Origin of the sequence: Streptomyces sp. NPDC093111 (genome assembly GCF_040683955.1) — a bacterium.
Lineage (GTDB): Bacteria > Actinomycetota > Actinomycetes > Streptomycetales > Streptomycetaceae > Streptomyces.
The window spans coordinates 224,182-243,803 of sequence record NZ_JBFBNW010000014.1; the positions used below are offsets into that span (position 1 = coordinate 224,182).

At 72.8% G+C, this 19,622-nt stretch carries 16 protein-coding genes; 5 read left to right on the plus strand and 11 right to left on the minus strand.

Going from position 1 to position 19,622, the window contains the following annotated elements; genetic code table 11:
• The first annotated feature begins 33 nt into the window (after positions 1–33).
• Both AB0Q96_RS25480 and AB0Q96_RS25485 read left to right on the plus strand, forming a co-directional pair.
• Positions 34–963, plus strand: coding sequence for a GNAT family N-acetyltransferase (locus tag AB0Q96_RS25480; protein WP_365329231.1), 930 nt, complete (start codon positions 34–36; stop codon positions 961–963).
• Positions 944–1,438, plus strand: coding sequence for a DUF402 domain-containing protein (locus tag AB0Q96_RS25485; protein ID WP_365329233.1), 495 nt, complete (start codon positions 944–946; stop codon positions 1,436–1,438). Before AB0Q96_RS25480 ends, AB0Q96_RS25485 begins: the two co-directional genes overlap by 20 nt.
• Positions 1,439–1,469: 31 nt before the next feature.
• On the opposite strand, the gene AB0Q96_RS25490 is transcribed toward AB0Q96_RS25485, so the two are convergent.
• Genes AB0Q96_RS25490 through AB0Q96_RS25505 form a run of 4 tightly spaced genes read right to left on the minus strand, consistent with a single transcriptional unit; the run spans position 1,470 to position 4,989 of the window.
• Complete coding sequence (locus AB0Q96_RS25490) at positions 1,470–1,982, minus strand: GNAT family N-acetyltransferase (protein WP_365329235.1); 513 nt, start codon at positions 1,980–1,982, stop codon at positions 1,470–1,472.
• On the minus strand, positions 1,979–3,475 hold the full coding sequence (locus tag AB0Q96_RS25495) for a tripartite tricarboxylate transporter permease (RefSeq protein ID WP_365329237.1): 1,497 nt from the start codon (positions 3,473–3,475) through the stop codon (positions 1,979–1,981). Before AB0Q96_RS25495 ends, AB0Q96_RS25490 begins: the two co-directional genes overlap by 4 nt.
• Before the next feature lie 3 nt (positions 3,476–3,478).
• Positions 3,479–4,009: a tripartite tricarboxylate transporter TctB family protein gene (locus AB0Q96_RS25500; RefSeq protein WP_365329239.1), complete on the minus strand. Its 531-nt coding sequence runs from the start codon at positions 4,007–4,009 to the stop codon at positions 3,479–3,481.
• On the minus strand, positions 4,006–4,989 hold the full coding sequence (locus AB0Q96_RS25505) for a tripartite tricarboxylate transporter substrate binding protein (RefSeq protein WP_365329241.1): 984 nt from the start codon (positions 4,987–4,989) through the stop codon (positions 4,006–4,008). Before AB0Q96_RS25505 ends, AB0Q96_RS25500 begins: the two co-directional genes overlap by 4 nt.
• Positions 4,990–5,120: 131 nt before the next feature.
• On the opposite strand from AB0Q96_RS25505, the gene AB0Q96_RS25510 reads away from it, so the two are divergent.
• Positions 5,121–5,795 carry a response regulator gene (locus AB0Q96_RS25510; protein WP_365329244.1) on the plus strand — a complete coding sequence of 225 codons (675 nt, stop codon included), beginning with the start codon at positions 5,121–5,123 and terminating at the stop codon, positions 5,793–5,795.
• Between the two features lie 148 nt (positions 5,796–5,943).
• Positions 5,944–6,912, plus strand: coding sequence for a lytic polysaccharide monooxygenase (locus tag AB0Q96_RS25515; protein ID WP_365329247.1), 969 nt, complete (start codon positions 5,944–5,946; stop codon positions 6,910–6,912).
• Here the strand turns inward: AB0Q96_RS25515 and AB0Q96_RS25520 are convergent.
• The 3 genes from AB0Q96_RS25520 to AB0Q96_RS25530 form a co-directional block, all read right to left on the minus strand.
• Positions 6,909–7,787 (minus strand): alpha/beta fold hydrolase, encoded by an 879-nt coding sequence (locus AB0Q96_RS25520; protein ID WP_365329249.1) that lies wholly within the window; start codon positions 7,785–7,787, stop codon positions 6,909–6,911. The two genes, AB0Q96_RS25515 and AB0Q96_RS25520, sit on opposite strands and share 4 nt — an antisense overlap.
• Positions 7,788–7,973: 186 nt before the next feature.
• Complete coding sequence (locus AB0Q96_RS25525) at positions 7,974–8,933, minus strand: hypothetical protein (RefSeq protein WP_365329399.1); 960 nt, start codon at positions 8,931–8,933, stop codon at positions 7,974–7,976.
• Positions 8,930–12,475 carry a DNA polymerase III subunit alpha gene (locus tag AB0Q96_RS25530; protein WP_365329251.1) on the minus strand — a complete coding sequence of 1,182 codons (3,546 nt, stop codon included), beginning with the start codon at positions 12,473–12,475 and terminating at the stop codon, positions 8,930–8,932. The genes AB0Q96_RS25525 and AB0Q96_RS25530 overlap by 4 nt, the downstream gene beginning before the upstream one ends.
• A 141-nt stretch (positions 12,476–12,616) precedes the next feature.
• Between AB0Q96_RS25530 and AB0Q96_RS25535 the strand changes: the two genes are divergently transcribed.
• Entirely contained in the window at positions 12,617–13,654 is a 1,038-nt protein-coding gene (locus AB0Q96_RS25535; protein WP_365329253.1) for a DUF3533 domain-containing protein, read from the plus strand.
• A gap of 136 nt (positions 13,655–13,790) precedes the next feature.
• Here the strand turns inward: AB0Q96_RS25535 and adhE are convergent, their stop codons facing one another.
• The 4 genes from adhE to AB0Q96_RS25555 form a co-directional block, all read right to left on the minus strand.
• The gene (gene adhE, locus AB0Q96_RS25540; RefSeq protein WP_365329254.1) at positions 13,791–16,385 is read right to left on the minus strand and encodes a bifunctional acetaldehyde-CoA/alcohol dehydrogenase; all 2,595 of its coding nucleotides are present in this window, start codon (positions 16,383–16,385) and stop codon (positions 13,791–13,793) included.
• A 195-nt stretch (positions 16,386–16,580) separates the two neighbouring features.
• Positions 16,581–17,480, minus strand: a complete 900-nt coding sequence (locus tag AB0Q96_RS25545; protein WP_365329256.1) for a S1 family peptidase — start codon at positions 17,478–17,480, stop codon at positions 16,581–16,583.
• A 325-nt stretch (positions 17,481–17,805) separates the two neighbouring features.
• A complete protein-coding gene (locus tag AB0Q96_RS25550; RefSeq protein ID WP_365329258.1) occupies positions 17,806–18,603 on the minus strand; it encodes a DUF1684 domain-containing protein in 798 nt (265 codons plus the stop codon).
• Positions 18,604–18,627: 24 nt separating this feature from the next.
• Positions 18,628–19,611: an ABC transporter substrate-binding protein gene (locus AB0Q96_RS25555; protein ID WP_365329260.1), complete on the minus strand. Its 984-nt coding sequence runs from the start codon at positions 19,609–19,611 to the stop codon at positions 18,628–18,630.
• Positions 19,612–19,622 lie beyond the last annotated feature (11 nt).

Below are 19,622 nucleotides of genomic sequence, written 5' to 3' on the forward strand. Positions count from 1 at the left end.
GCCTGACGCGCCCGCCGCATAGCGTGCGGCATCATGACTGTGATCGTCCGTGATGTACGGCCCGAGTCCTCCGAGGACACCGAGGGCTACGCCCGGGTCCGGCGCGCCGCCCTGCCCTTCATGCTCGCCACCGGCCCCCAGGTGGCCTTCGACTGGGCGCACACCCATCCCGACGCACGCCGACGCCCGCTGGTCGCCGAGGCCGACGGGGAGATCGTCGGCACGGCCGAGGTGGCGCTCGCCCACGAGTCGCCCGAGCCCGGCATCGGGAACGTCAACGTCTTCGTGCACCCCGCGCACCGCGGACGCGGCGCCGGCGCGCTGCTGCTGCGGGCCGCCGAGGAGCACCTGGCCGCGGTGGGCGCGACCACGCTGTACAGCTGGGTCCTGGACGAGCCGGCGCACCGCGCCTTCGCCGAGCGGCACGGGTACACGGCCAGCCGCTCCGCCTACTTCCTGCGCCTCGACCTGACCACCGCCGCGCTGCCGCCGCTCCAGGAGCCGCCCGCCGGGGTCGAGCTGCGTCCGGCGACGGACTTCGCCGCCGATCCGCGCCCGCTGTTCGAGCTGGACGCGCTGACCACGGCCGACGAGCCGGGTGACGTGGGCGCCGAGCTCGACGACTACGCGCACTGGCTCGCGTCCACCTGGAACCACCCGCTGCTCGACCGCGAGCTGACCACGGTGGCGCTGGTCGACGGGCGGCCGGCGGCGTTCACGGCGGCCCGTACCGACGGGCTGGGCCGCTACGGGTCGGGGATGACGGGCACGGCGCCGGAGTTCCGCGGGCGGGGGCTCGCCAAGCTGGCGAAGAACCACTCGCTGCACCGGGCGCGGGCGGCGGGCTGCACGGAGGCCCTCACCGGCAACGACACGGAGAACGGGCCGATGCTCGCCGTCAACGAGTGGTTCGGGTACGAGATCGCCGCGAAGGAGTGCCGCCATGTCCGCGCGCTGGGTTGAGATCGCCCTGGTGAAGGCGGGGCGGACCAAGATCCGTTATCCGGCGGAGCTGCTGGCCGACGACGGGGTCCGGCTGACCGTCCGGGCGCCGTGGGCCGCCGAGGGAGTACGGGACTTCGGCTTCGTGCGCTTCGAGCCGGGCGACGTCTTCACCGAGCACTACTGGCGGGACCGCTGGTACGCGGTGAAGGAGGTGCGGTCCGGCGACGGCACGCTCAAGGGCTGGTACTGCGACGTGACCCGGCCCGCCGCGGTGGGCGCCGACGGGGCCGAGGTGCTGGTCGAGGACCTGGACCTCGACCTGTGGGTGTCGGCGGACGGCTCCGAGGTCCTGCGGCTCGACGAGGACGAGTTCGCGGCGAGCGGCCTGGCCGCCGCCGACCCGGACGCGGCCGAGCGGGCCGTACGCGCCCTCGACGAGCTGGACGCGCTGGGCCGCGAGGGCCTGGTGCGCCTGCTGGCGGCGGGGGCGTAGCGCCCGTCCTGGCCACTCGCCGACGCCCGGCTCACCCCGTCGGAGGCGAGTCGGGCGTCGGGGCGCCGCTCACGGACTTCCGGTAGTGGACGCGGTCGTACGGCCCGTCACGACGCCGTTCGACGACCTCGTAGCCGTACCGCTCGTACAGCTTCTGGTTCTCCCACATCATCGCGTTGGTGAGCAGCCGCACCTCGGGCAGTCCGAGGGCGCGGGCCCGGTCCTCGACCCAGCCCATCAGGACCCGGCCGAGGCCGGTGCCCTGGGCGTCGGGGTGGACGGCGATGGTGTCGAGGTAGAGGTGGTCCGCCTCCGGGACCACCACGACCAGGCCGGCCACCGGCTCGCCCGCGACGAAGACCCGGCCCGCCGCCACGTTCGCCGTGTGGTCCTCCTCCATCGGGGCGGGCACGACGCCGATCCGCTCGATGTAGTGGTGGAAGGCCGCGTCGATCACGGCCTTCACCGCGGGCACGTCGGCGGGGGCGGCGGGACGGGGCACGTCCCGCCTCCGGGGATCCTGCGTCACACGGTCATGCGTCATGCCGCCACAGTACGGCGGCGGTTGATCAGCTTCCGCACCAGCGGCCAGGCCAGCAGGAGCAGCACCACCGCGTACACGGTCACCGAGAACGGGGTGTTCACCAGGCCGGTGAGCGAGCCGTCGCTGATCTGCAGGGCGCGGCGCAGCTGCTGTTCGGCGGCCGGGCCGAGGATGACCCCGATCACGGCCGGCAGGACGGGCAGTCCGTAGCGCCGCATGCCGAAGCCGATGAGGCCGATGATCAGCAGGATCACCAGGTCGAGGGCCTCGCCGCCGACCGCGTACGCGCCGACGGCGGCGAAGAACAGGATGCCGGCGTAGAGGTACGGGCGGGGGATGCGCAGCAGTTTGGCCCAGACCGGCGCGAGCGGCAGGTTGAGCGCGAGGAGCAGCACCATGCCGACGAAGAGCGAGGCGATCAGGCCCCAGACCAGCTCGGGTTCGCGTTCGAAGAGCAGCGGCCCGGGCTGGATGCCGTACTGCTGGAAGGCGGCGAGCATCACGGCGGCGACGGCCGTGGTCGGCAGGCCGAGGGTGAGCATGGAGACGAGGGTGCCGGCGGCGGAGGCGGAGGCGGCGGACTCGGGGCCCGCGACGCCCTCGATGGCGCCCTTGCCGAACTCGTCCTTGTGCTTCGACAGGCGCTTCTCCGTGACGTACGCCAGGAAGGTCGGGATCTCGGCGCCGCCGGCCGGGATCGCGCCGAACGGGAAGCCGATGAACGGGCCGCGCAGCCAGGACTTCCAGGTGCGCCGCACGTCGTCGCGGCCGAGCCAGGGGCGGCCGACGGGGATCGCCTCGCCGGTGGTGCGGCGCAGGTGGGCGGCGACCCACAGGGCCTCGCCGATGGCGAAGAGGCCGACCGCGACGATGACGACGTCGATGCCGTCGGCGAGCTGGAGCGAGCCGAAGGTGAGGCGCTGCTGGCCGGTCATCTGGTCGAGGCCGACCAGGCCGAGGGTGAGGCCGATGAGGAGGGAGGCGAGACCGCGGATGCGGGAGGAGCCGAGGACGGAGGTCACCGCGATGAAGGCGAGGACCATGATGGCGAAGTAGTCGGGGGCGCCGATGTCGACGGCGAGCGCGGCGACGGTCGGGGCGAGCAGCACGAGCAGGACGGTGCCGGTCATGCCGCCGGCGAAGTGCCCGATGGCGGCGGCCGCGAGGGCCTGAGCGCCGCGGCCCGACTTGGCCATCGGGTTGCCCTCGATGGCGGCGACGACGGCCGCGCTCTCGCCGGGGGTGTTGAGCAGGATGGAGGTGGTGGAGCCGCCGAACATGGCGCCGTAGTAGATGCCGGCGAACATGATGAACGCGCCGGTCGGCTCCAGGCCGTACGTCACGGGCAGGAGCAGGGCGACGGCCATGGCGGGGCCGATGCCGGGCAGCACGCCGATGGCGGTGCCGAGGAGGACGCCGATGGCGGCCCACAGCAGGTTGACGGGGGTCAGCGCGGTGCCGAAGCCGTCGATCAGGGAGTTGAGCGAGTCCATGGGTCAGAGCACTCCCATCAGCGGGCCGCCGGGCAGCGGGACGCCGAGCAGCTTGTCGAAGACGACGTAGGTGAGCAGGGAGAGGGCGGCGGCGATCAGCGGGTCGCGGGTCAGGTGGCGGCTGCCGAGGGCGTAGGCCGCGCCCCAGAAGAGCAGGGCGCCGGCGACGGGGAAGCCGGCCGGGCCGATGAGGACGGCGAAGCCGAGGAAGACGCCGGCGAGGAGGAGGACGGTGCGCCAGTCGCCGGGTTCGGACAGGTCGACGTCCTCGCCTCCCTCGGCCTCGCCTCTGCCGCCGCGCAGGACGTCGACGGTGAGGAGGACGGCGACGAGGAGCAGGCCGGTGCCGACGACCAGGGGGACGGTGCGGGGGCCGACGGGGCCGCGCTGCCCGAGGTCCACGGGCATGGTGAGGGCGTCGGTGAGGACCAGGACGCCGAGGGCGAGCAGGATGAGGCCGACGCCGAGCTCGGAGTGCTCGCGCAGCCAGGACCGGCGCGGGGCGGGGGCGGTGCCGGGGGTCGTGGTGGTCACAGTCCGAGCTCCTTCAGTACGGAGGCGACGCGGCGGTCCTGTTCGGTGAGGAAGGTGCCGAACCGGTCGCCGGGCAGGAAGGCGTCGTTCCAGCCGTGGGTCTTCAGGGACGCCTGCCACTGCGGGGACTCGTGGAGCTTGGTGACGAGGACGACCAGCTTGTCGCGTTCGGCGTCGGAGAGGCCGGGCGGGGCGACGATCCCGCGCCAGTTGATGAACTCGGTGTCGAGCCCGGCCTCGCGGAGGGTGGGGGCGTCGAGGCCGGGGACCCGCTCGGCGCCGGTGACGGCGAGCAGGCGCAGCTCGCCGGCCTTGATCTGGTCGAGGTACTCGCCGACGCCGGAGACACCGAAGGCGACCTTGTCGCCGAGGATGGAGGCGAGGAGTTCGCCGCCGCCGTCGAAGGGGACGTAGTTGACGTCCTTCGGCGGGATGCCGGCGGCCTGCGCCATCAGCATGGGCGCGAGGTGGTCGGGGCCGCCGGGCGAGGAGCCGCCGCCGACGGGCAGCTTGCCCGGGTCCTTCTTCCAGGCGGCGAGCAGGTCCTGAATGGTGCGGTACGGGGAGTCCTTGCCGACCACGACGATGTCCTGCTCCATGGTGAGCCGGGCGATCGGGGTGGTGTCGGCGAGGGTCTTCGGGGTCTTGTTGGTGTGGACGGCGCCGACGACGCCGAGGCCCATGGACATGGCGAGCCGGCCGTTGCCGTGTTCGCCGACGAGCCGGGTGAGGCCGACGGTGCCGCCCGCGCCGGGCAGGTTGAAGACCTCGATGTCGGTGGTGAGCCCGGCCTCCTCGGCGTTCTTGGCCGCGGTGCGGGCGGTGATGTCGTAGCCGCCGCCGGGTGTGTTGGGGACCATGATGCGCAGGCCGGGTATCTGCGTGCCGGTGTCGGAGCCGCTGCCGGTGCTGAGCAGCGGGGGTCCCACGAGCACGAGCAGCGCCGCCCCGAACAGGGCGAGCGGAGTGCTGAGCCGCACGTGAGCCGCCTCTCGGTAGGGAGGGATGGGGGTGTGAGGTGGCCCACATGTTGCCCGCGCGTGAACAAGCTGTCTCTCTTCCGCAACCAACGGACGTTGTGGTCCTTGTGGTCGCGCCCTACGTTGGCCGCGTGACGAACGTGCTGGTGGTCGACGACGACTTCATGGTGGCCAAGCTGCACTGCCGCTATGTGTCGGCGGTGCCGGGCTTCTCCGTCGTGGGCGTCGCCCACGGCGGCGCGGAGGCACTGCGCGCGGCGCACGCGCTCCGCCCCGATCTGCTGCTGCTCGACATCTTCCTGCCGGACATGGACGGGATCGCGGTGCTGCGCGAACTGCGGGCCGCGGGGCTCGCGACGGACGCGCTGTTCATCACGGCCGCGCGGGACGTGGACACCATCCGCGCGGCGCTGCGCGCCGGGGCCCTGCACTACCTCATCAAGCCGTTCAACCAGGCCGCCCTCCAGGAGCAGCTGCGCCATGTGGCCTCGCTCCGCAGCCGCCTCGCCGAACTGTCGGCGGCGGAGGCCCGTCAGGAGGACGTGGACCAGATCTTCGGCACCCGCCCGCGCGGCTCCCGCGAACTCCCCAAGGGCCTGGCCGCCCCCACCGCGGAACTGGTCGACACGATCCTGCGCGCCCACCCGGAGGGCCTCTCGGCCACCGAATGCGCCGAGGCCGGCTCCCTCTCCCGCGTCAGCGCCCGCCGCTACCTGGAGTACTTCGCGGAAACCGGCCGCGCCGAGATCACCCTCCGCTACGGCGGCACGGGCCGCCCGGAACGGCGCTACCGACGGGTGGGCTGAGGCGTGCCTGTGGCCCCGCTTAGAGGCCCCTTAACACGACCATAAAGATCGCCCCCCGGCCGTCGGAACCCCCGGATATCCGTTCGGCGAGGGCTAGTTTGCTGGGCAACCCCCCACATCCCCACCCTCGTGAAGGAGTTGTCCCCCCATGACCTCTCTCCGTACGGCCGTCGCTCCGGTCGTCACCGCCTCCGCCGTTCTGGTGCTGGCCGGGATCGGGTCCGCGCCCGCTTTCGCGCACGGGTCGATGACCGATCCGGTGAGCCGGGTCGCGGCCTGTTACGCGGAGGGGCCGGAGAGCCCCAAGTCGGCGGCGTGCAAGGCGGTCGTGGCGGCCGGTGGGACGCAGCCGCTGTACGACTGGAACGGGGTGAACATCGGGGACGCCGGCGGGCGGAGCCGGCAGATCATTCCGGACGGGAAGCTGTGCAGCGCCGGGAACGACAAGTACCGGGGGCTCGACCTCGCGCGGGCGGACTGGCCGGCGAGCAAGATGGCGTCCGGTGAGCACACGTTCCGGTACAAGGGGACCGCCCCGCACAAGGGGTCGTTCGCGCTGTACGTGACGAAGGACGGGTACGACCCGGCCAAGCCGCTGAAGTGGTCCGACCTGGAGGCGAAGCCGTTCGTCACGGTGACCGATCCCGGGATGACCGCCGGCGACTACGTGTTCAAGGGCACGGTGCCGAAGAAGTCCGGGCGCCACCTCATCTACTCGATCTGGCAGCGGTCCGACTCCCCCGAGGCGTTCTACACCTGCTCGGACGTCGTGTTCGGGGCGGATTCCGCTTCGTCGCCGGGGTCGCCCGCGCCGACCGCCGCCGCACCCACCGACGCGCCGCCCACGGCGGGGCACTCCGGGCACGCCGGGCACGGGGCTCAGGGCGGGCAGGGCGGGAAGGGTGCGCAGGGCGGGGAAGCGCCGGCGCCTGCCGGGTCCTCCGCGGCCGCCGCCCCGGCGCCCGCGCCCGCTTCCGCGGGCGGGGCCGGGGGTGACGCGCTGGCCGAGACCGGGGGCGACGCCGCCACCTCGTACCTGGCGGTGGGCGGCGCCGCCGTGCTGGGGCTCGGGGCGGTCGTGCTGTTCGCCACGGCCCGGCGTCGTTCTGTCCGTTAGCCGATCACGGACAGGCAGGTGGTCGGGGTCGCGTGGGCCGGGTCGAGGGCGTTCTCCACTTCGTGGAAGACGACCCGGTCCACCGTCCCGATCGCCACGTGCTCCGCCAGGTCGAGCGCGCACAGGTCCTGGAGCACGATGTTGTCGACGTTCGGCCCGTCGAGGAAGCCGGAGCGGTACGGGGTGACGACCTCGTCGTAACGGGTGGCGATGACCGTGTACCTCACGCCGGGCACCGTGTCGCCGCCCGCGTTCAGCTTGGTGAGGAGCGCGGAGCCGGCGATCTGGTCGGCGAGTCCCGGGGTCGACGCCGACAGCAGGTCCTCGGCGCCCGGGAAGTACGGCAGCAGCTTGGTGAGGCCGTTGAGCGTCGTGCCGTGGTTGTCCGGAGCGATGCCGACGAGCGCGTTGACCTTCTGCGCGCCGCCGAGGAACTTCAGGTAGTAGCGGGGCATCATGCCGCCCTGCGAGTGCCCGACGAGGTCCGCCTTCCGGGCGCCCGTCGCGGCGAGGACCCGGTCGACGTACGTGTCGAGCTGCGCGGCCGACTTGTCGACCGGGCCGAGGCCGTGGAAGAGCGGCACGTTGGGCAGTTGCCCGTAGTCGAGCGAGAAGACGCAGTAGCCGCGGTCGACCAGGTAGGGCGCCAGGCCCAGCCAGTTGTCGACGGCGTTGCCGAAGGTGCCGTGCACGAGGACGACCGGGCGGGGATGAGCGGCCGAGGGCTTGCAGGAGAAGTCGTTCCAGCCCCGGCTCGGGGCGGTGCCGGCCTGCGCGGCGGCGGTGGGGGCGAGGGTGGCGGCGGCGGTCAGCAGGAGCACGGCCAGCGCTCTGACGGCGTGCTTCCAGGGGGTCCGGGAGGTCCGGGGCAGCATCGGGCGATCTCCTTGCGGCTCAAGGGAAGGGGGATGCGGTACGCCCTGCGGTCCGGACCACAAGTGGGGATGCGCTTCCGTCAAGCTACGCACGGGTAGCGTCGACTGGGAAGTTACGCGTCAGTAAAAACTGGCGTGTCCCCGTCGGGTGCGCGGCAGGTGTGCGGCGGGTGCGCCGGGTGCGTCTCAAGCCGCCAGCGAGCCCGGCAGTACCGCCCGGGGGCCGTACTTCGCCCGGGCCCGGTCCGCCACCGCCTCGATCCGGCGCGCCTTCTCGTCCGCCGGGTCGAAGGTCAGCTGGCGCGCGGCGCCTTCGGCCGGTTCCAGACCCTCGGCGCGCAGGGCGATGCCCCGTACCCGGGCGCGCTGGAGCGCGAAGGAGGTGTGGACCGCGTACGCGAGGGCGGTGAGCGCGGCCGAGTGGGCGGTCGGTTCGCGCAGGGTGCGGGTCCGGCCGGAGGTGCTGCGGTCGGCGTACCGCACGGTGACGGTCAGGGAGCGGCACACCTGGCCCTCCGTCCGCATCCGGGCGCCCAGTTCCTCGGTGAGCGAGAGCAGTGCCCTGCGCTGTTCGGCCGGGTCCAGTTCGTCGTGCGGGAAGGAGCGTTCGGCGGCCAGCGACCTGGAGAGCTCGCCGGGGACGACGGGGGTGCGGTCGATGCCCCGGGCCCGTTCCCACAGCTCGCGGCCGGCCTTGGCGCCGACGAGCCGCTGGAGCACGGCGAGCGGCGCGTCCGCGACCCGGCCGACCGAGTCGAGGCCGTAGCCGCAGAGGGTACGGGCGGTGGCGCGGCCGACGCCGTCCAGCGCGACGACCGGGCGGTCCCGCAGGAAGTCCGCCGGGTCCTCGACGACCAGGGTGACGCCGGGCCGGGCCTCGCGGGCGGCCATCCGGGCCAGCATCGGGTTGGGCCCGGCGCCGATGACGCAGTCCACCCCGTACAGGGCGAGCGCCCTGACCCGGATGACCGAGGCGAGCTCGGCCGGGCTCCAGCCGAAGTAGCGCGCCGCGCCGCGCACGTCGGCGAGCATCTCGCCGTGCGGGGTCGCCTCGACCACCGGGGTGAACTCCGTGAGGAGGGCGATGAGTCGGGGGAGCGTCACCTCCCCCGGGGGTTCGAGCCGGAACCGTACGCAGAGGATCATCCGGCGCTCCCGGGGCTGCTGTGCCACAGTTTCCGCGCCGGTGTCGCGGCGCCCTCCCCGGCGGGCCGGAGGTCGGCCCAGGGGTTCATCTCGTAGCCGGTGGACAGGGTGATGCGCCGGCCGGTGTCGGCGGATCCGGTGGCCTCGGCTACGTCGGCGGTCCCGTCGGCGGAAGGGTCCCCCGGCTGTTCCGACAGGCGTTCCCCGACCGCCGGCAGGCCGCCGTTCGCCCGCAGTTCGGCCAGTTCGGCGAGGTTCCAGGCGGCGGAGCCGACCACGCTGAGGCTGCGCGGGCCGCGGCGCTGCACCACGCCCCGGACGAGCAGCAGCCAGGAGTGGAAGACGGTGTGGGCGCAGCGTTCGTGGGAGTCGTCGAAGAAGGCGAGGTCGACCAGGCCGGTGCCGTCGTCGAGGGTGGTGAAGATGACCCGCTTGCCGGAGCGGATCGGCGGCGTCTGGGTGGCGGCCTTGGCGCCGGCGACCAGGACGGTCTGTCCGTGCGGGGCGGAGCGCAGTCGCCGGGCGGAGACGACGCCGAGTTCACGCAGGAAGGTCCGCTGGTCGTCCATGAGGTGGCGGGAGGCGTCCATGCCGAGGATGCCGAGTTCGGCGCTGAGGCGTTCGGACTCGTCGAGGTCGGGCAGGCCGACGGGGGCGGTCCTGTTGCCCTGGGCGAGCGGGAGCTGTCCGCCGTAGGAGGCGGTTCCGCGCTGGAGGCGGTGGAGTTCGGTCAGGTGCAGGAGCAGGTCGCGGCGGTTGGCGCCGAAGGCGTCGAGCGCGCCGACCTGGGCGAGGCGTTCGGCGACGGGTTTGCGCGGGCGGGCCCGCTCCCAGAAGTCGAGGAGGGAGGCGTAGGGGCGGCCGGTCTCGATGCGGGCGCCCTCGGCCTCGCTGATGCCGTGGACGTCGGTGAGGCCGAGCCGGAGGCCCCACACCGCCGGGCCCTCGGACACCAGTTCGATACGGTGGGCGACCGCGGACCGGTTCACGTCCAGCGGCAGCACGGGCACCCCGCGCCGCCTGGCGTCCGCGAGCAGCAGCCGCTTCGGGTACATGCCGGGGTCGTGGGTGAGCAGCCCGGCGTAGAAGGCGGCCGGGTGGTGGGCCTTGAGCCAGGCCGACTGGTAGGTCGGCACGGCGAAGGCCACCGCGTGCGCCTTGCAGAAGCCGTACGAGCCGAAGGCCTCGACGATCTCCCAGGTGCGGGCGACCACCTCGGGGGCGTACCCCCGGCGCCCGGCCCGCTCGGCGAACCAGATCCTGATCCGCCCCTGCGACTCGGGATCGGAGAGCCCGCGGCGCACCTGGTCGGCCTCGTCCAGGCCGCAGCCGGTCATGATGCCGACGATCTCGATGATCTGCTCGTGGAAGACGACGACACCGTAGGTCTCCTTCAGCGTCCCCTCCAGGTCGGGGTGCGGGTAGCGGACCGGCGCGCGGCCGTGCCGGGCCTCGATGAAGGGGCGGACCATGTCGGCGGCGACCGGGCCCGGCCGGAAGAGCGAGATGTCGACGACGAGGTCGTGGAAGGTCTCCGGCTGGAGCCGGCCCACCAGGTCGCGCTGGCCGGGCGATTCGATCTGGAAGCAGCCCAGCGTCTCGGTGGAGCGGATGAGCCGGTACGTGTCGGGGTCGCCGGGCGGGACGGCGTCGAGGTCCGGGCGGGTGCCGGTGGCGCGCCCGACCTCGGCGACGGCGTGCGCCATCGCGGACTGCATCCGCACCCCGAGGACGTCGAGCTTGAGCAGGCCGAGGTCCTCCACGTCCTCCTTGTCGAACTGGGCCATGGGCATGGGGGAACCGCCGGTGCCCTCCGGGCCCTGGGGGATCTCGCCGCTGGTGGGGACGACGGGGGTGCGGGTGAGCAGCGAGGCGTCCGAGAGGAGCACCCCGCAGGGGTGCATGGCGATGCCGCGGGGCAGCGCGTCGAGCGCCTCGACCAGCGTCCAGAACCGTTCCCGGCCCCGGAGTTCGGCCTTCAGCCCGCGTAGCTCGGGCAGTTCGTCCAGGGCGGCGCGGGCGTCCCGGGCGCGGATGTGCGGGAAGGCCTTGGCGATCCGGTCGATGTCGGCCGGGTCCATGGACAGGGCGGCGCCCACGTCCCGTACGGCGTGGCGGACCCGGTAGGTCTCGGGCATGGCGACGGCGGCGACCCGTTCGGCGCCGAAGCGGTCGAGGATCGCCCGGTAGACCTCCAGGCGGCGGGCGGACTCCACGTCGATGTCGATGTCGGGCAGCGCGGTGCGGCGTTTGGAGAGGAAGCGTTCCATCAGCAGGCCGTGCTCGACCGGGTCGGCGTGGACGATGCCGAGGAGGTGGTTGACGAGGGAGCCGGCGCCGGAGCCGCGGGCGGCCACCCGGATGCCCATCCCCCGGACGTCCTCCACGACCTGGGCGACCGTCAGGAAGTAGCCGGCGAAGCCGTGGTGGGCGATGACGTCGAGCTCCCGGTGCATTCGCTCCCAGTGGCCGCGCCGCTTCTCGTACCCCTTCAGGACCATGCCGGCGGCGGCCCGGGAGGCGAGCACCCGCTGGGCGGTGCGGTGGGCGGCGCCGACGAGCCGCGGCTCGGGGAAGTGCGCGGAGCCCATGCCGAGGTCGTCCTCGGGGTCGACCAGGCACCCGGCGGCGACGGCCGCGGTGTGTTCCAGGAGCCGGTGCGCGGCCTCGCGGCGGAAGCCCGCGGCCTCGACGGTCCGCTCGGCGGCGGCCCGCATGGCGCCGGCGTCCTTGAGCCAGCCCTCCCCGCCGTCGAGCCCGGCGCCGCGGGGGTCGACGGGGACGAGCCGGCGGGCGGAGTCGAGGACGTCGGCGACGGGGCCCTGGCCGGGGTCGGCGTAGCGGACCTCGTTGCCGAGGACGGGCCGGACGCCCTGTTCGGCGGCGAAGCCGACGGTGCGGGCGGCGAGCCGCAGCGAGCCGGGGCCGGTGCCGGGGAGCCCGTGCGGGACGACCTCCAGGCGCAGGGCGTCCCCGTACCGCTCGCGCCAGGGCACGAGCAGCCGGGCGGCCCGGTCGGGGCGGCCGGCGACGAGGGCGCGCCCGACGTCGGAGGCGGGCCCGAGCAGCACGAAGAGCCCGTCGTCGGCGCCCGGCCCCGAGGGTCCGGCGGCGGTCCCGGCGGTCCAGGGCAGCACCGGCGGCCCCTCCCCCGGCCGGGCGTGGGCGGCGGTGACGAGGGCGCAGAGCGCGGCCCAGCCGGCGCGGGAGCGGGCGAGGAAGACGGCGCGGGGCGCGGACTCGTCGACGAAGGCGCCGCCCCGTACGGGCACGCGCCGCGCGGAGCCGCGGGCGGCGGCGGTGGTGGTGTCCGGCGGGCCGGGGGCCGGGGCGTAGGCCAGGTCCGCGCCGAACAGGGGGCGTACGCCGGCCGTCGCGCAGGCCTTGGCGAAGCGGACGACGCCGGCGACGGTGTCGCGGTCGGTCAGAGCGAGGGCGTCCATGCCCCGCTCGGCGGCGCGCTCGGCCAGGCGGGCGGGGTGGGAGGCGCCGTAGCGCAGGGAGAAGCCCGACGCGGTGTGCAGGTGCGTGAACCCCGGCATCGCCACACCTCCCGCATCTCATTCGTACGTACGTTCCCACCCCCTCGATCCCAGCGTAGCTCATTTTCGAACATCCGTACGATAACCCGTTCGGGCCTCTCCCACCTGCGACGACACCCCGTTGCCACGAGCCTGGGGGGCATGACCCTCGTCGACGAACTGAAGAGCGCCGTCACCCCCCGGGCAGCCTTGCTGGTCGTGGGCGTCTTCGCCCTCCAGATGCTGTTCATCGCCTCGTACGTCGGGGCCCTGCACGATCCCAAGCCGAGGGACGTCCCCTTCGGCGTGGTCGCCCCGCAGCCGGTCACCGCCACCCTGACGGGACGGCTGGAGAAGCTGCCCGGCGACCCGCTCGACCCGCGGACGGTGGCGAGCGCGGACGCGGCCCGGGACCAGATCGTGAACCGGGAGATCGACGGGGCCCTGATCGTCGACCCGGCCGGCCGCACGGACACCCTGCTCGTCGCCTCTGGCGGCGGCACCGTGCTCTCCTCCACCCTGGAGAAGATGTTCACGGCGCTCGAAGCGCCCCAGGGCCGCACGGTGCGGACCGTCGACGTGGCCCCGGCCTCCCCGAAGGACTTCGACGGGCTCTCCGCCTTCTACCTGGTCGTCGGCTGGTGCGTCGGCGGCTACATCTGCGCCGCGATCCTGGCGATCAGCTCCGGGTCGCGGCCCGCCAACCTGGAGCGGGCGATCATCCGGCTCGGGGTGCTCGCGCTCTACTCGGTCCTCGGCGGTCTCGGTGGCGCGATCATCGTCGGCCCCATCCTGGACGCCCTGCCCGGCAGCATCCCCGCCCTGTGGGGCCTGGGCACCCTGGTGGTCTTCGCCGTCGGCGCGACCACGCTGGCCCTGCAGTCGCTCTTCGGGATCGTGGGCATCGGCCTGGCGATCCTGCTCATCGTGGTCGCGGGCAATCCCAGCGCGGGCGGCGCCTTCCCGCTGCCGATGCTGCCACCGTTCTGGAACGCGATCGGCCCGGCCCTGCCACCGGGCGCCGGCACCTGGGTGGCCCGCTCGATCGCCTACTTCAAGGGCAACGACGTCACCGGCTCCCTGCTGGTCCTCTCCGCCTGGGCGGTGGTCGGCTCGGTCGTCACGGTGGTGATGTCCACGCTGAAGCGCAAGCCCGAGCCGGACCCGATCGCCGGGGAGCTCGACGAGGTACGCCCGTAGCGCGGACCCGGCACACGGAAGGGCCCCCGGTCGTCACGACCAGGGGCCCTTCCCCTTACCTGATCACCGGCGCCACTTCCCGTGGTACGCCCGGGTCACCGGTGTTACTTCCCGTAGTACGCCCGGGTCACCGGTGCTACTTCCCGTAGTACGCCCGGGTCATCAGCGCCTTCATGTCGTCGATCATCGGCATCCGCGGGTTGGCGGGCGCGCACTGGTCGGCGTAGGCGTTCATCGCCTGCTGGGGCAGGGCCTCCAGGAAGGCCGCCTCGTCGACGCCCTCCTCCTGGAAGGAGGCCGGGATGCCGCACTTGGCGCGCAGCTCCTCGATCGCGCGGGCGTAGAACTCCACGCCCTCCTCCGGGGTCGCGGCCGGCAGGCCGAGCGTCCGGGCGATCTCCTGGAACCGCTCGGGGGCGCGGTAGACCTCGGCCTTCGGCCACGGCACGGCCTTGTGGGTGACGGTGCCGTTGTACCGGATCACGTGCGGGAGCAGCAGGGCGTTGGTGCGCCCGTGGGCCACGTGGAAGGTGTTGCCGAGGGTGTGGGCCATGGCGTGCACCAGGCCGAGGAAGGCGTTGGCGAAGGCCATGCCGGCGATGGTGGACGCGTTGTGCATCTTCTCGCGGGCCTCGGGCGCCTTGCCGCCCTCCGTCACGCAGGTCTCCAGGTTCTCGAAGATCAGCTTGATGGCCTGGAGGCACTGGCCGTCGGTGAAGTCGTTGGCGTAGGCCGAGACGTACGCCTCGGTGGCGTGGGTCAGGGCGTCGAAGCCGGAGTCGGCGGTCACCGTCGGCGGGAGGTTCAGCGGCAGCACCGGGTCGACGATGGCCACGTCCGGGGTGAGCGCGTAGTCGGCGAGCGGGTACTTCTGCGCCGCCTCGGGGTCGGAGATGACCGCGAACGGGGTGACCTCGCTGCCCGTGCCCGAGGTGGTCGGGATCGCGACCAGCTTCGCCTTCTCGCCCAGCTTCGGGAAGCGGTAGGCGCGCTTGCGGATGTCGAAGAACTTCTCCTTGGTGTCCGCGAACTCGACCTCGGGCCGCTCGTACATCAGCCACATGATCTTCGCCGCGTCCATCGGCGAGCCGCCGCCGAGGGCCACGATGGTGTCCGGTCCGAAGTCCCGCATGGCGGCGGCGCCGGCGCGGACGGTGGCGAGCTCCGGGTTGGGCTCGACGTTGTCGATGACCTGGATCGTCACCGGCTCGGCGCGCCCGTTGAGGATGTCGGTGACCTTCTGGACGAAGCCGATGGCGCCCATGGTCTTGTCGGTCACGATCGTGACCCTGCGGACGCCCTCCATCTCGCCGAGGTAGCGGATGGCGTTGCGCTCGAAGTAGATCTTCGGCGGGATCTTGTACCACTGCATGTTGGTGTTGCGCCGTCCGATCCGCTTGACGTTGATCAGGTTGACCGCGGTCACGTTGTTGGAGACCGAGTTGTGCCCGTACGAGCCGCAGCCGAGGGTGAGGGAGGGGAGGAAGGCGTTGTAGACGTCGCCGATGCCGCCGAAGGTGGAGGGGGCGTTGACGATGACCCGGATCGCCTTGACGCGCTTGCCGAACTCCTCGGCCAGCGCCTCGTCCTCGGTGTGGATGGCGGCGCTGTGCCCGAGGCCGTGGAACTCGACCATGCGGGCGGCCAGGTCGAGGCCGTGCTCGGTGGAGTCGGCCTTGAGGGCGGCCAGGATCGGGGAGAGCTTCTCGCGGGTGAGGGGCTCGTTCTCGCCGACCTCGGCGCACTCGGCGAGGAGGATCGAGGTGCCCTCCGGGACCTCGAAGCCGGCCTGCTCGGCGATCCACCGGGGGGACTTGCCGACGACCGCCGCGTTGAGCTTGGCGCCGCCGCAGTTGGTGCCGTAGGCGGTGGTGCCGAAGACGTACTCCTCCAGCTTGGTCTTCTCGGCGGCGGTGACGACGTAGGCGCCGAGCCGCTCGAACTCGGCGATGCCCTGCTCGTACACCTCCTGGTCGAGGACGACGGCCTGCTCGGAGGCGCAGATCATGCCGTTGTCGAAGGCCTTGGAGAGCACGATGTCGTGGATCGCGCGCTGGAGCTTGGCGTCCTTGGTGACGTAGGCGGGCACGTTGCCGGCGCCGACGCCGAGGGCGGGCTTGCCGCACGAGTAGGCGGCCCTGACCATCGCGTTGCCGCCGGTGGCGAGGATGGTGGAGACGCCCTCGTGGTTCATCAGCTCACCGGTGGCCGCCATGGACGGCTCCTCGATCCACTGCACGCAGTCGGCGGGCGCGCCGGCCTCGACGGCGGCGTCGCGGACGATCCGGGCGGCCTCCGCCGAGCACTTCTGCGCGGAGGGGTGGAAGGCGAAGACGATGGGGTTACGGGTCTTCAGCGCGATCAGCGCCTTGAAGATCGTCGTCGAGGTCGGGTTGGTGACGGGGGTCATCGCGCAGACGACGCCGACGGGCTCGGCGATCTCGGTGATGCCGTTCAGCTCGTCGCGGCGGATGACGCCGGCGGTCTTCAGCCCGGCCATCGAGTGGGTGACGTGCTCGCAGGCGAAGAGGTTCTTGACGGCCTTGTCCTCGAAGAGGCCGCGACCGGTCTCCTCGACGGCGAGGCGGGCGAGCTCGCCGTGCGCGCTCAGGGCGGCGAGCGAGGCCTTCTTCACGATGTGGTCGACCTGCTCCTGGTCGAGGGTCTCGAACCGGTCGAGGGCGGCGAGGGCCGCCTGGACGAGTCCGTCCACCATCTCCTTGGCCTCCATGGCAGGCACTCCTTCTTGGTCCCGTGCTTTTTTCTTCACCTCCCATTCGACACCCGGTGACCTGCGAAAAGATGCGATGAAAGACCCCTGGGACAGGGCCGGAAGTCCCTTTGTGAATGGATTCACAAGATCTTGGAAGGGGGTGCCCCCGACGCGTCCGCCGAGGGCACCGGAAGAACCTGGAAGGCGCGGGACCTAGAAGACGTTGACCCCGTAGGCGCTCAGGGCCTCGGTCACCGGCTGGAAGAACGTGGTGCCGCCGGAGCTGCAGTTGCCGCTGCCGCCCGAGGTGAGGCCGATGGCGCGGCTGCCGGAGTAGAGCGGGCCGCCGGAGTCGCCCGGCTCGGCGCAGACGTTGGTCTGGATCATGCCGTAGACGATGTCGCCGCCGCCGTAGTTCACGGTGGCGTTGAGACCGGTGACCGTGCCGCTGTGGATGCCGGTGGTGGAGCCGCGGCGGGTGACGGACATGCCGACCGTGGCGTTGGCGGCGCTGGTGATGTCGACGCTGCCGACCGTCCCGGACTTGGTCACCGAGGTGTTGGTGTAGCGCACGATCCCGTAGTCGTTGGTCGGGAAGCTGGACCCGGCCGTGCTGCCGAGGACGGTGGTGTGCGCGGAGTTCGACCACCAGGTGGTCGCGCCGTCGGTGCAGTGGCCGGCGGTGAGGAAGTAGTCGTTGCCCGCGCTGTCCTTGACGTTGAAGCCGAGCGAGCAGCGCCAGCTGCTCGCGTAGATGGCGTCGCCGCCGGAGATCAGCTTGTTGAACCTGCCCGCGGTGCGCTCGACGCGCAGCGCGCCCGCGTTGGCTCCGGCCTGGCGCTTGATCCTGGCTATGTCGGCCTGCGAGACGGTGGAGTCGACGGTGACCACCACCGTCTTCGTGGCCGGGTCGACGCGCCAGGCGGTGCCCGCGACGTCGGCCGCGAGGACGGCGTCGCTCGCGGCGGTGAGCTGGGGGGCGCTGAAGGTGCCCGTCGAGGCGGCGGAGTCGGCGTTCGCGGCGGGGACGGCGAACGCCGCGGCGGCGGCGAGGCCGGTCGCGACGGCGAGCATCCGGATGTTTCTCGTGGGGGTGGTGCGCTTGATCCTCACTTTTCGTTCCTCCAGAGGGGAATCGGGGGTCCGCAGTGGGGTGCCGGACCCGTGAGGCGCGGCCCAGGGCCGGCGCTGTGGGGGAGTCTCCGGCCGTACCGCTTCACGCCGCAAGGGCTCCTTTCGGCCGTACATCCTTCAACTGACGCTGTACGGAAGGGAGTTGAGGAGCCCGTCGATCACGCTTCCCAAGCCGAGCCGAGCCGAGCCGACCCGGCCCCGGACACGGCCCCGGACACGCGGACAGGCGGCACCCGGGGCGCGTTCGCCCCTGGTACCGCCCGCCCGTCCGGCCCGGCCCGGCCCGGTCCCGGCCGGTCCCCGGTCAGCCCTCGACCAGCCGCCGCTCCCCCGCCGCGACCGCCGTGTCCAGCGTGTTCCCCGGCGGCGGGAAGGGGCAGATGAAGTGCGCGGCGAACGCGCACGGCGGCAGCAGCACCCGGTTGAGGTCCACCGTCACCGAGCCGTCCGCCGCCGGGGCCGGCGGCCGCAGGAAGCGGAAGCGGTAGCTGTCCCGCCCGCTGGTGGCGTCCGCGAAGACCGCCCAGAGCGTGCCGTCCTCCTCCACGGCCACCTGGAGGGTGTGCTCGGCTCCGTGCAGGTCGAAGACGAGCTCGCCGGCGAGACCGAGCCCGCGCTGCTTGCCGTCCGCGTTCTCCACCCGCACGTGCCGGTCCTCGGCGTACGGGCGGAAGACGCCCGGCCGTACCCACGCCTCGTCGTACGGGGTGGCCTCGATGCCCCGGAACGCGCGCCGCGCCTCCGAGCCGGGGTCGAAGTCCCGTACGGCCCACTCCCCTTCGCGGCGCAGCACGACGAGCCGTCGGCCGGCCGCCTCGACTCGTGACTCGTGGATCGGGCCGTGGTCCGCGGTGAGCCGGACGCTGCCGGTCAGCGGCTTGCCGTCCACCGTGACCGCGTCCTCGGCGCCGGCGGTGAGGACCACCTCGTCGTCCTCCGCCCGCCACTCACCGGGAACGGCCGGAATTCGCCCCTCCGGGAAGTCCGAGAGCCAGTACGTACCCGTCAGCGAGAGCGGCCCGTAGGTCGAGGCGACCGCCGCCTCGCGCCGCTCGTGCCAGTCCTGCCAGTCCTGCCGGTCCTGCGATGTGTCCGTGCTCATGGTGGGAAACCTTTCCATACCGGGTCAGTTCTCGGTCCGGGGCAGGCCGGGCGGGTTGATCTCCGAGGCGGCCACGGCCTCGCTGCTCAGCCCCCAGCGCTTCAGGACCTGCCCGTAGGTGCCGTTCTGGATGACGTGGTCCAGCGCGGCGGCGTAGGCGGCGACGAGGCCGCTGTCCTTCTTGGTGGTGGCGGCGATCTTGCCCTGGAGCCCCGCGCCGGCCCCGGAGAACTTGCCGACGATCTCCGTCTGGCCGGCGGCGGCCACGTGGTACGCGGCGCTCGGGTTGGGCCCGAGGTAGGCGTCGATGCGGCCCGACTGGAGGGCCAGGTAGTAGTCGGAGACGTTCTGGAAGTACTTGATGTCGACCGGCTTGCGGCCCGCCTTCTCGTTCTCCTTGCTCCAGTCGACCAGGATCTTCTCCTGGTTGGTGCCGGAGCCGACCGCGATGGACTTGCCGGCCACGTCGGCCGCGCCCTTCACCTTCCAGCCCGTGCCCTTCTTCGCCTCGAAGGCCAGGTCGTCCAGGCGGTAGGTGGCGAAGTCGTACTTGTCCTTGCGCTCCTCGGTCACGGTGACGTTGGAGAAGACGCCGTCGAACTTGCCGCTGTCCAGGCCGACGAAGAGGTTCTCCCAGGAGACGGCGTCGAACTCCGGCTTCACGCCGAGGGTGTCGGCGACCAGGGTGGCGATGTCGAGCTCGACGCCGATGAGGGTTCTGTCGTCGGTGGCGTAGAAGCCGAGCGGCGGGGCGCTGCCGGTGGAGACCCCCAGGGAGAGCGTGCCGCGCTTGCGCACGGCCTCCGGCAGCTTGGCGGCGATGGCGTCGACCTTGGCGGTGTGGACGCGCTTCTGGTCCGGGCCGAGGTTGATCGAGCTGCCCGCGCCCTTCTGGCCCTTGGGCGCGACCTGGTCGGTGGCGACGTCACTGGCACCGCAGGCGGTGAGCGAGGCGAGGGCGGTGAGCGAGGCGAGCGCGACGGCGAGCGGACGACGGCGTACGGACATGACGGGACTCC

Excerpts from the sequence above, each read along its gene's own strand:
- AB0Q96_RS25480 (WP_365329231.1), top strand. The coding sequence starts at position 34 with ATGACTGTGATCGTCCGTGATGTACGGCCCGAGTCCTCCGAGGACACC.
- AB0Q96_RS25485 (WP_365329233.1), top strand. The coding sequence starts at position 944 with ATGTCCGCGCGCTGGGTTGAGATCGCCCTGGTGAAGGCGGGGCGGACC.
- AB0Q96_RS25490 (WP_365329235.1), bottom strand. The coding sequence starts at position 1,982 with ATGACGCATGACCGTGTGACGCAGGATCCCCGGAGGCGGGACGTGCCC.
- AB0Q96_RS25495 (WP_365329237.1), bottom strand. The coding sequence starts at position 3,475 with ATGGACTCGCTCAACTCCCTGATCGACGGCTTCGGCACCGCGCTGACC.
- AB0Q96_RS25515 (WP_365329247.1), top strand. The coding sequence starts at position 5,944 with ATGACCTCTCTCCGTACGGCCGTCGCTCCGGTCGTCACCGCCTCCGCC.
- AB0Q96_RS25520 (WP_365329249.1), bottom strand. The coding sequence starts at position 7,787 with ATGCTGCCCCGGACCTCCCGGACCCCCTGGAAGCACGCCGTCAGAGCG.
- AB0Q96_RS25525 (WP_365329399.1), bottom strand. The coding sequence starts at position 8,933 with ATGATCCTCTGCGTACGGTTCCGGCTCGAACCCCCGGGGGAGGTGACG.
- AB0Q96_RS25530 (WP_365329251.1), bottom strand. The coding sequence starts at position 12,475 with ATGCCGGGGTTCACGCACCTGCACACCGCGTCGGGCTTCTCCCTGCGC.
- AB0Q96_RS25535 (WP_365329253.1), top strand. The coding sequence starts at position 12,617 with ATGACCCTCGTCGACGAACTGAAGAGCGCCGTCACCCCCCGGGCAGCC.
- adhE (WP_365329254.1), bottom strand. The coding sequence starts at position 16,385 with ATGGAGGCCAAGGAGATGGTGGACGGACTCGTCCAGGCGGCCCTCGCC.
- AB0Q96_RS25550 (WP_365329258.1), bottom strand. The coding sequence starts at position 18,603 with ATGAGCACGGACACATCGCAGGACCGGCAGGACTGGCAGGACTGGCAC.
- AB0Q96_RS25555 (WP_365329260.1), bottom strand. The coding sequence starts at position 19,611 with ATGTCCGTACGCCGTCGTCCGCTCGCCGTCGCGCTCGCCTCGCTCACC.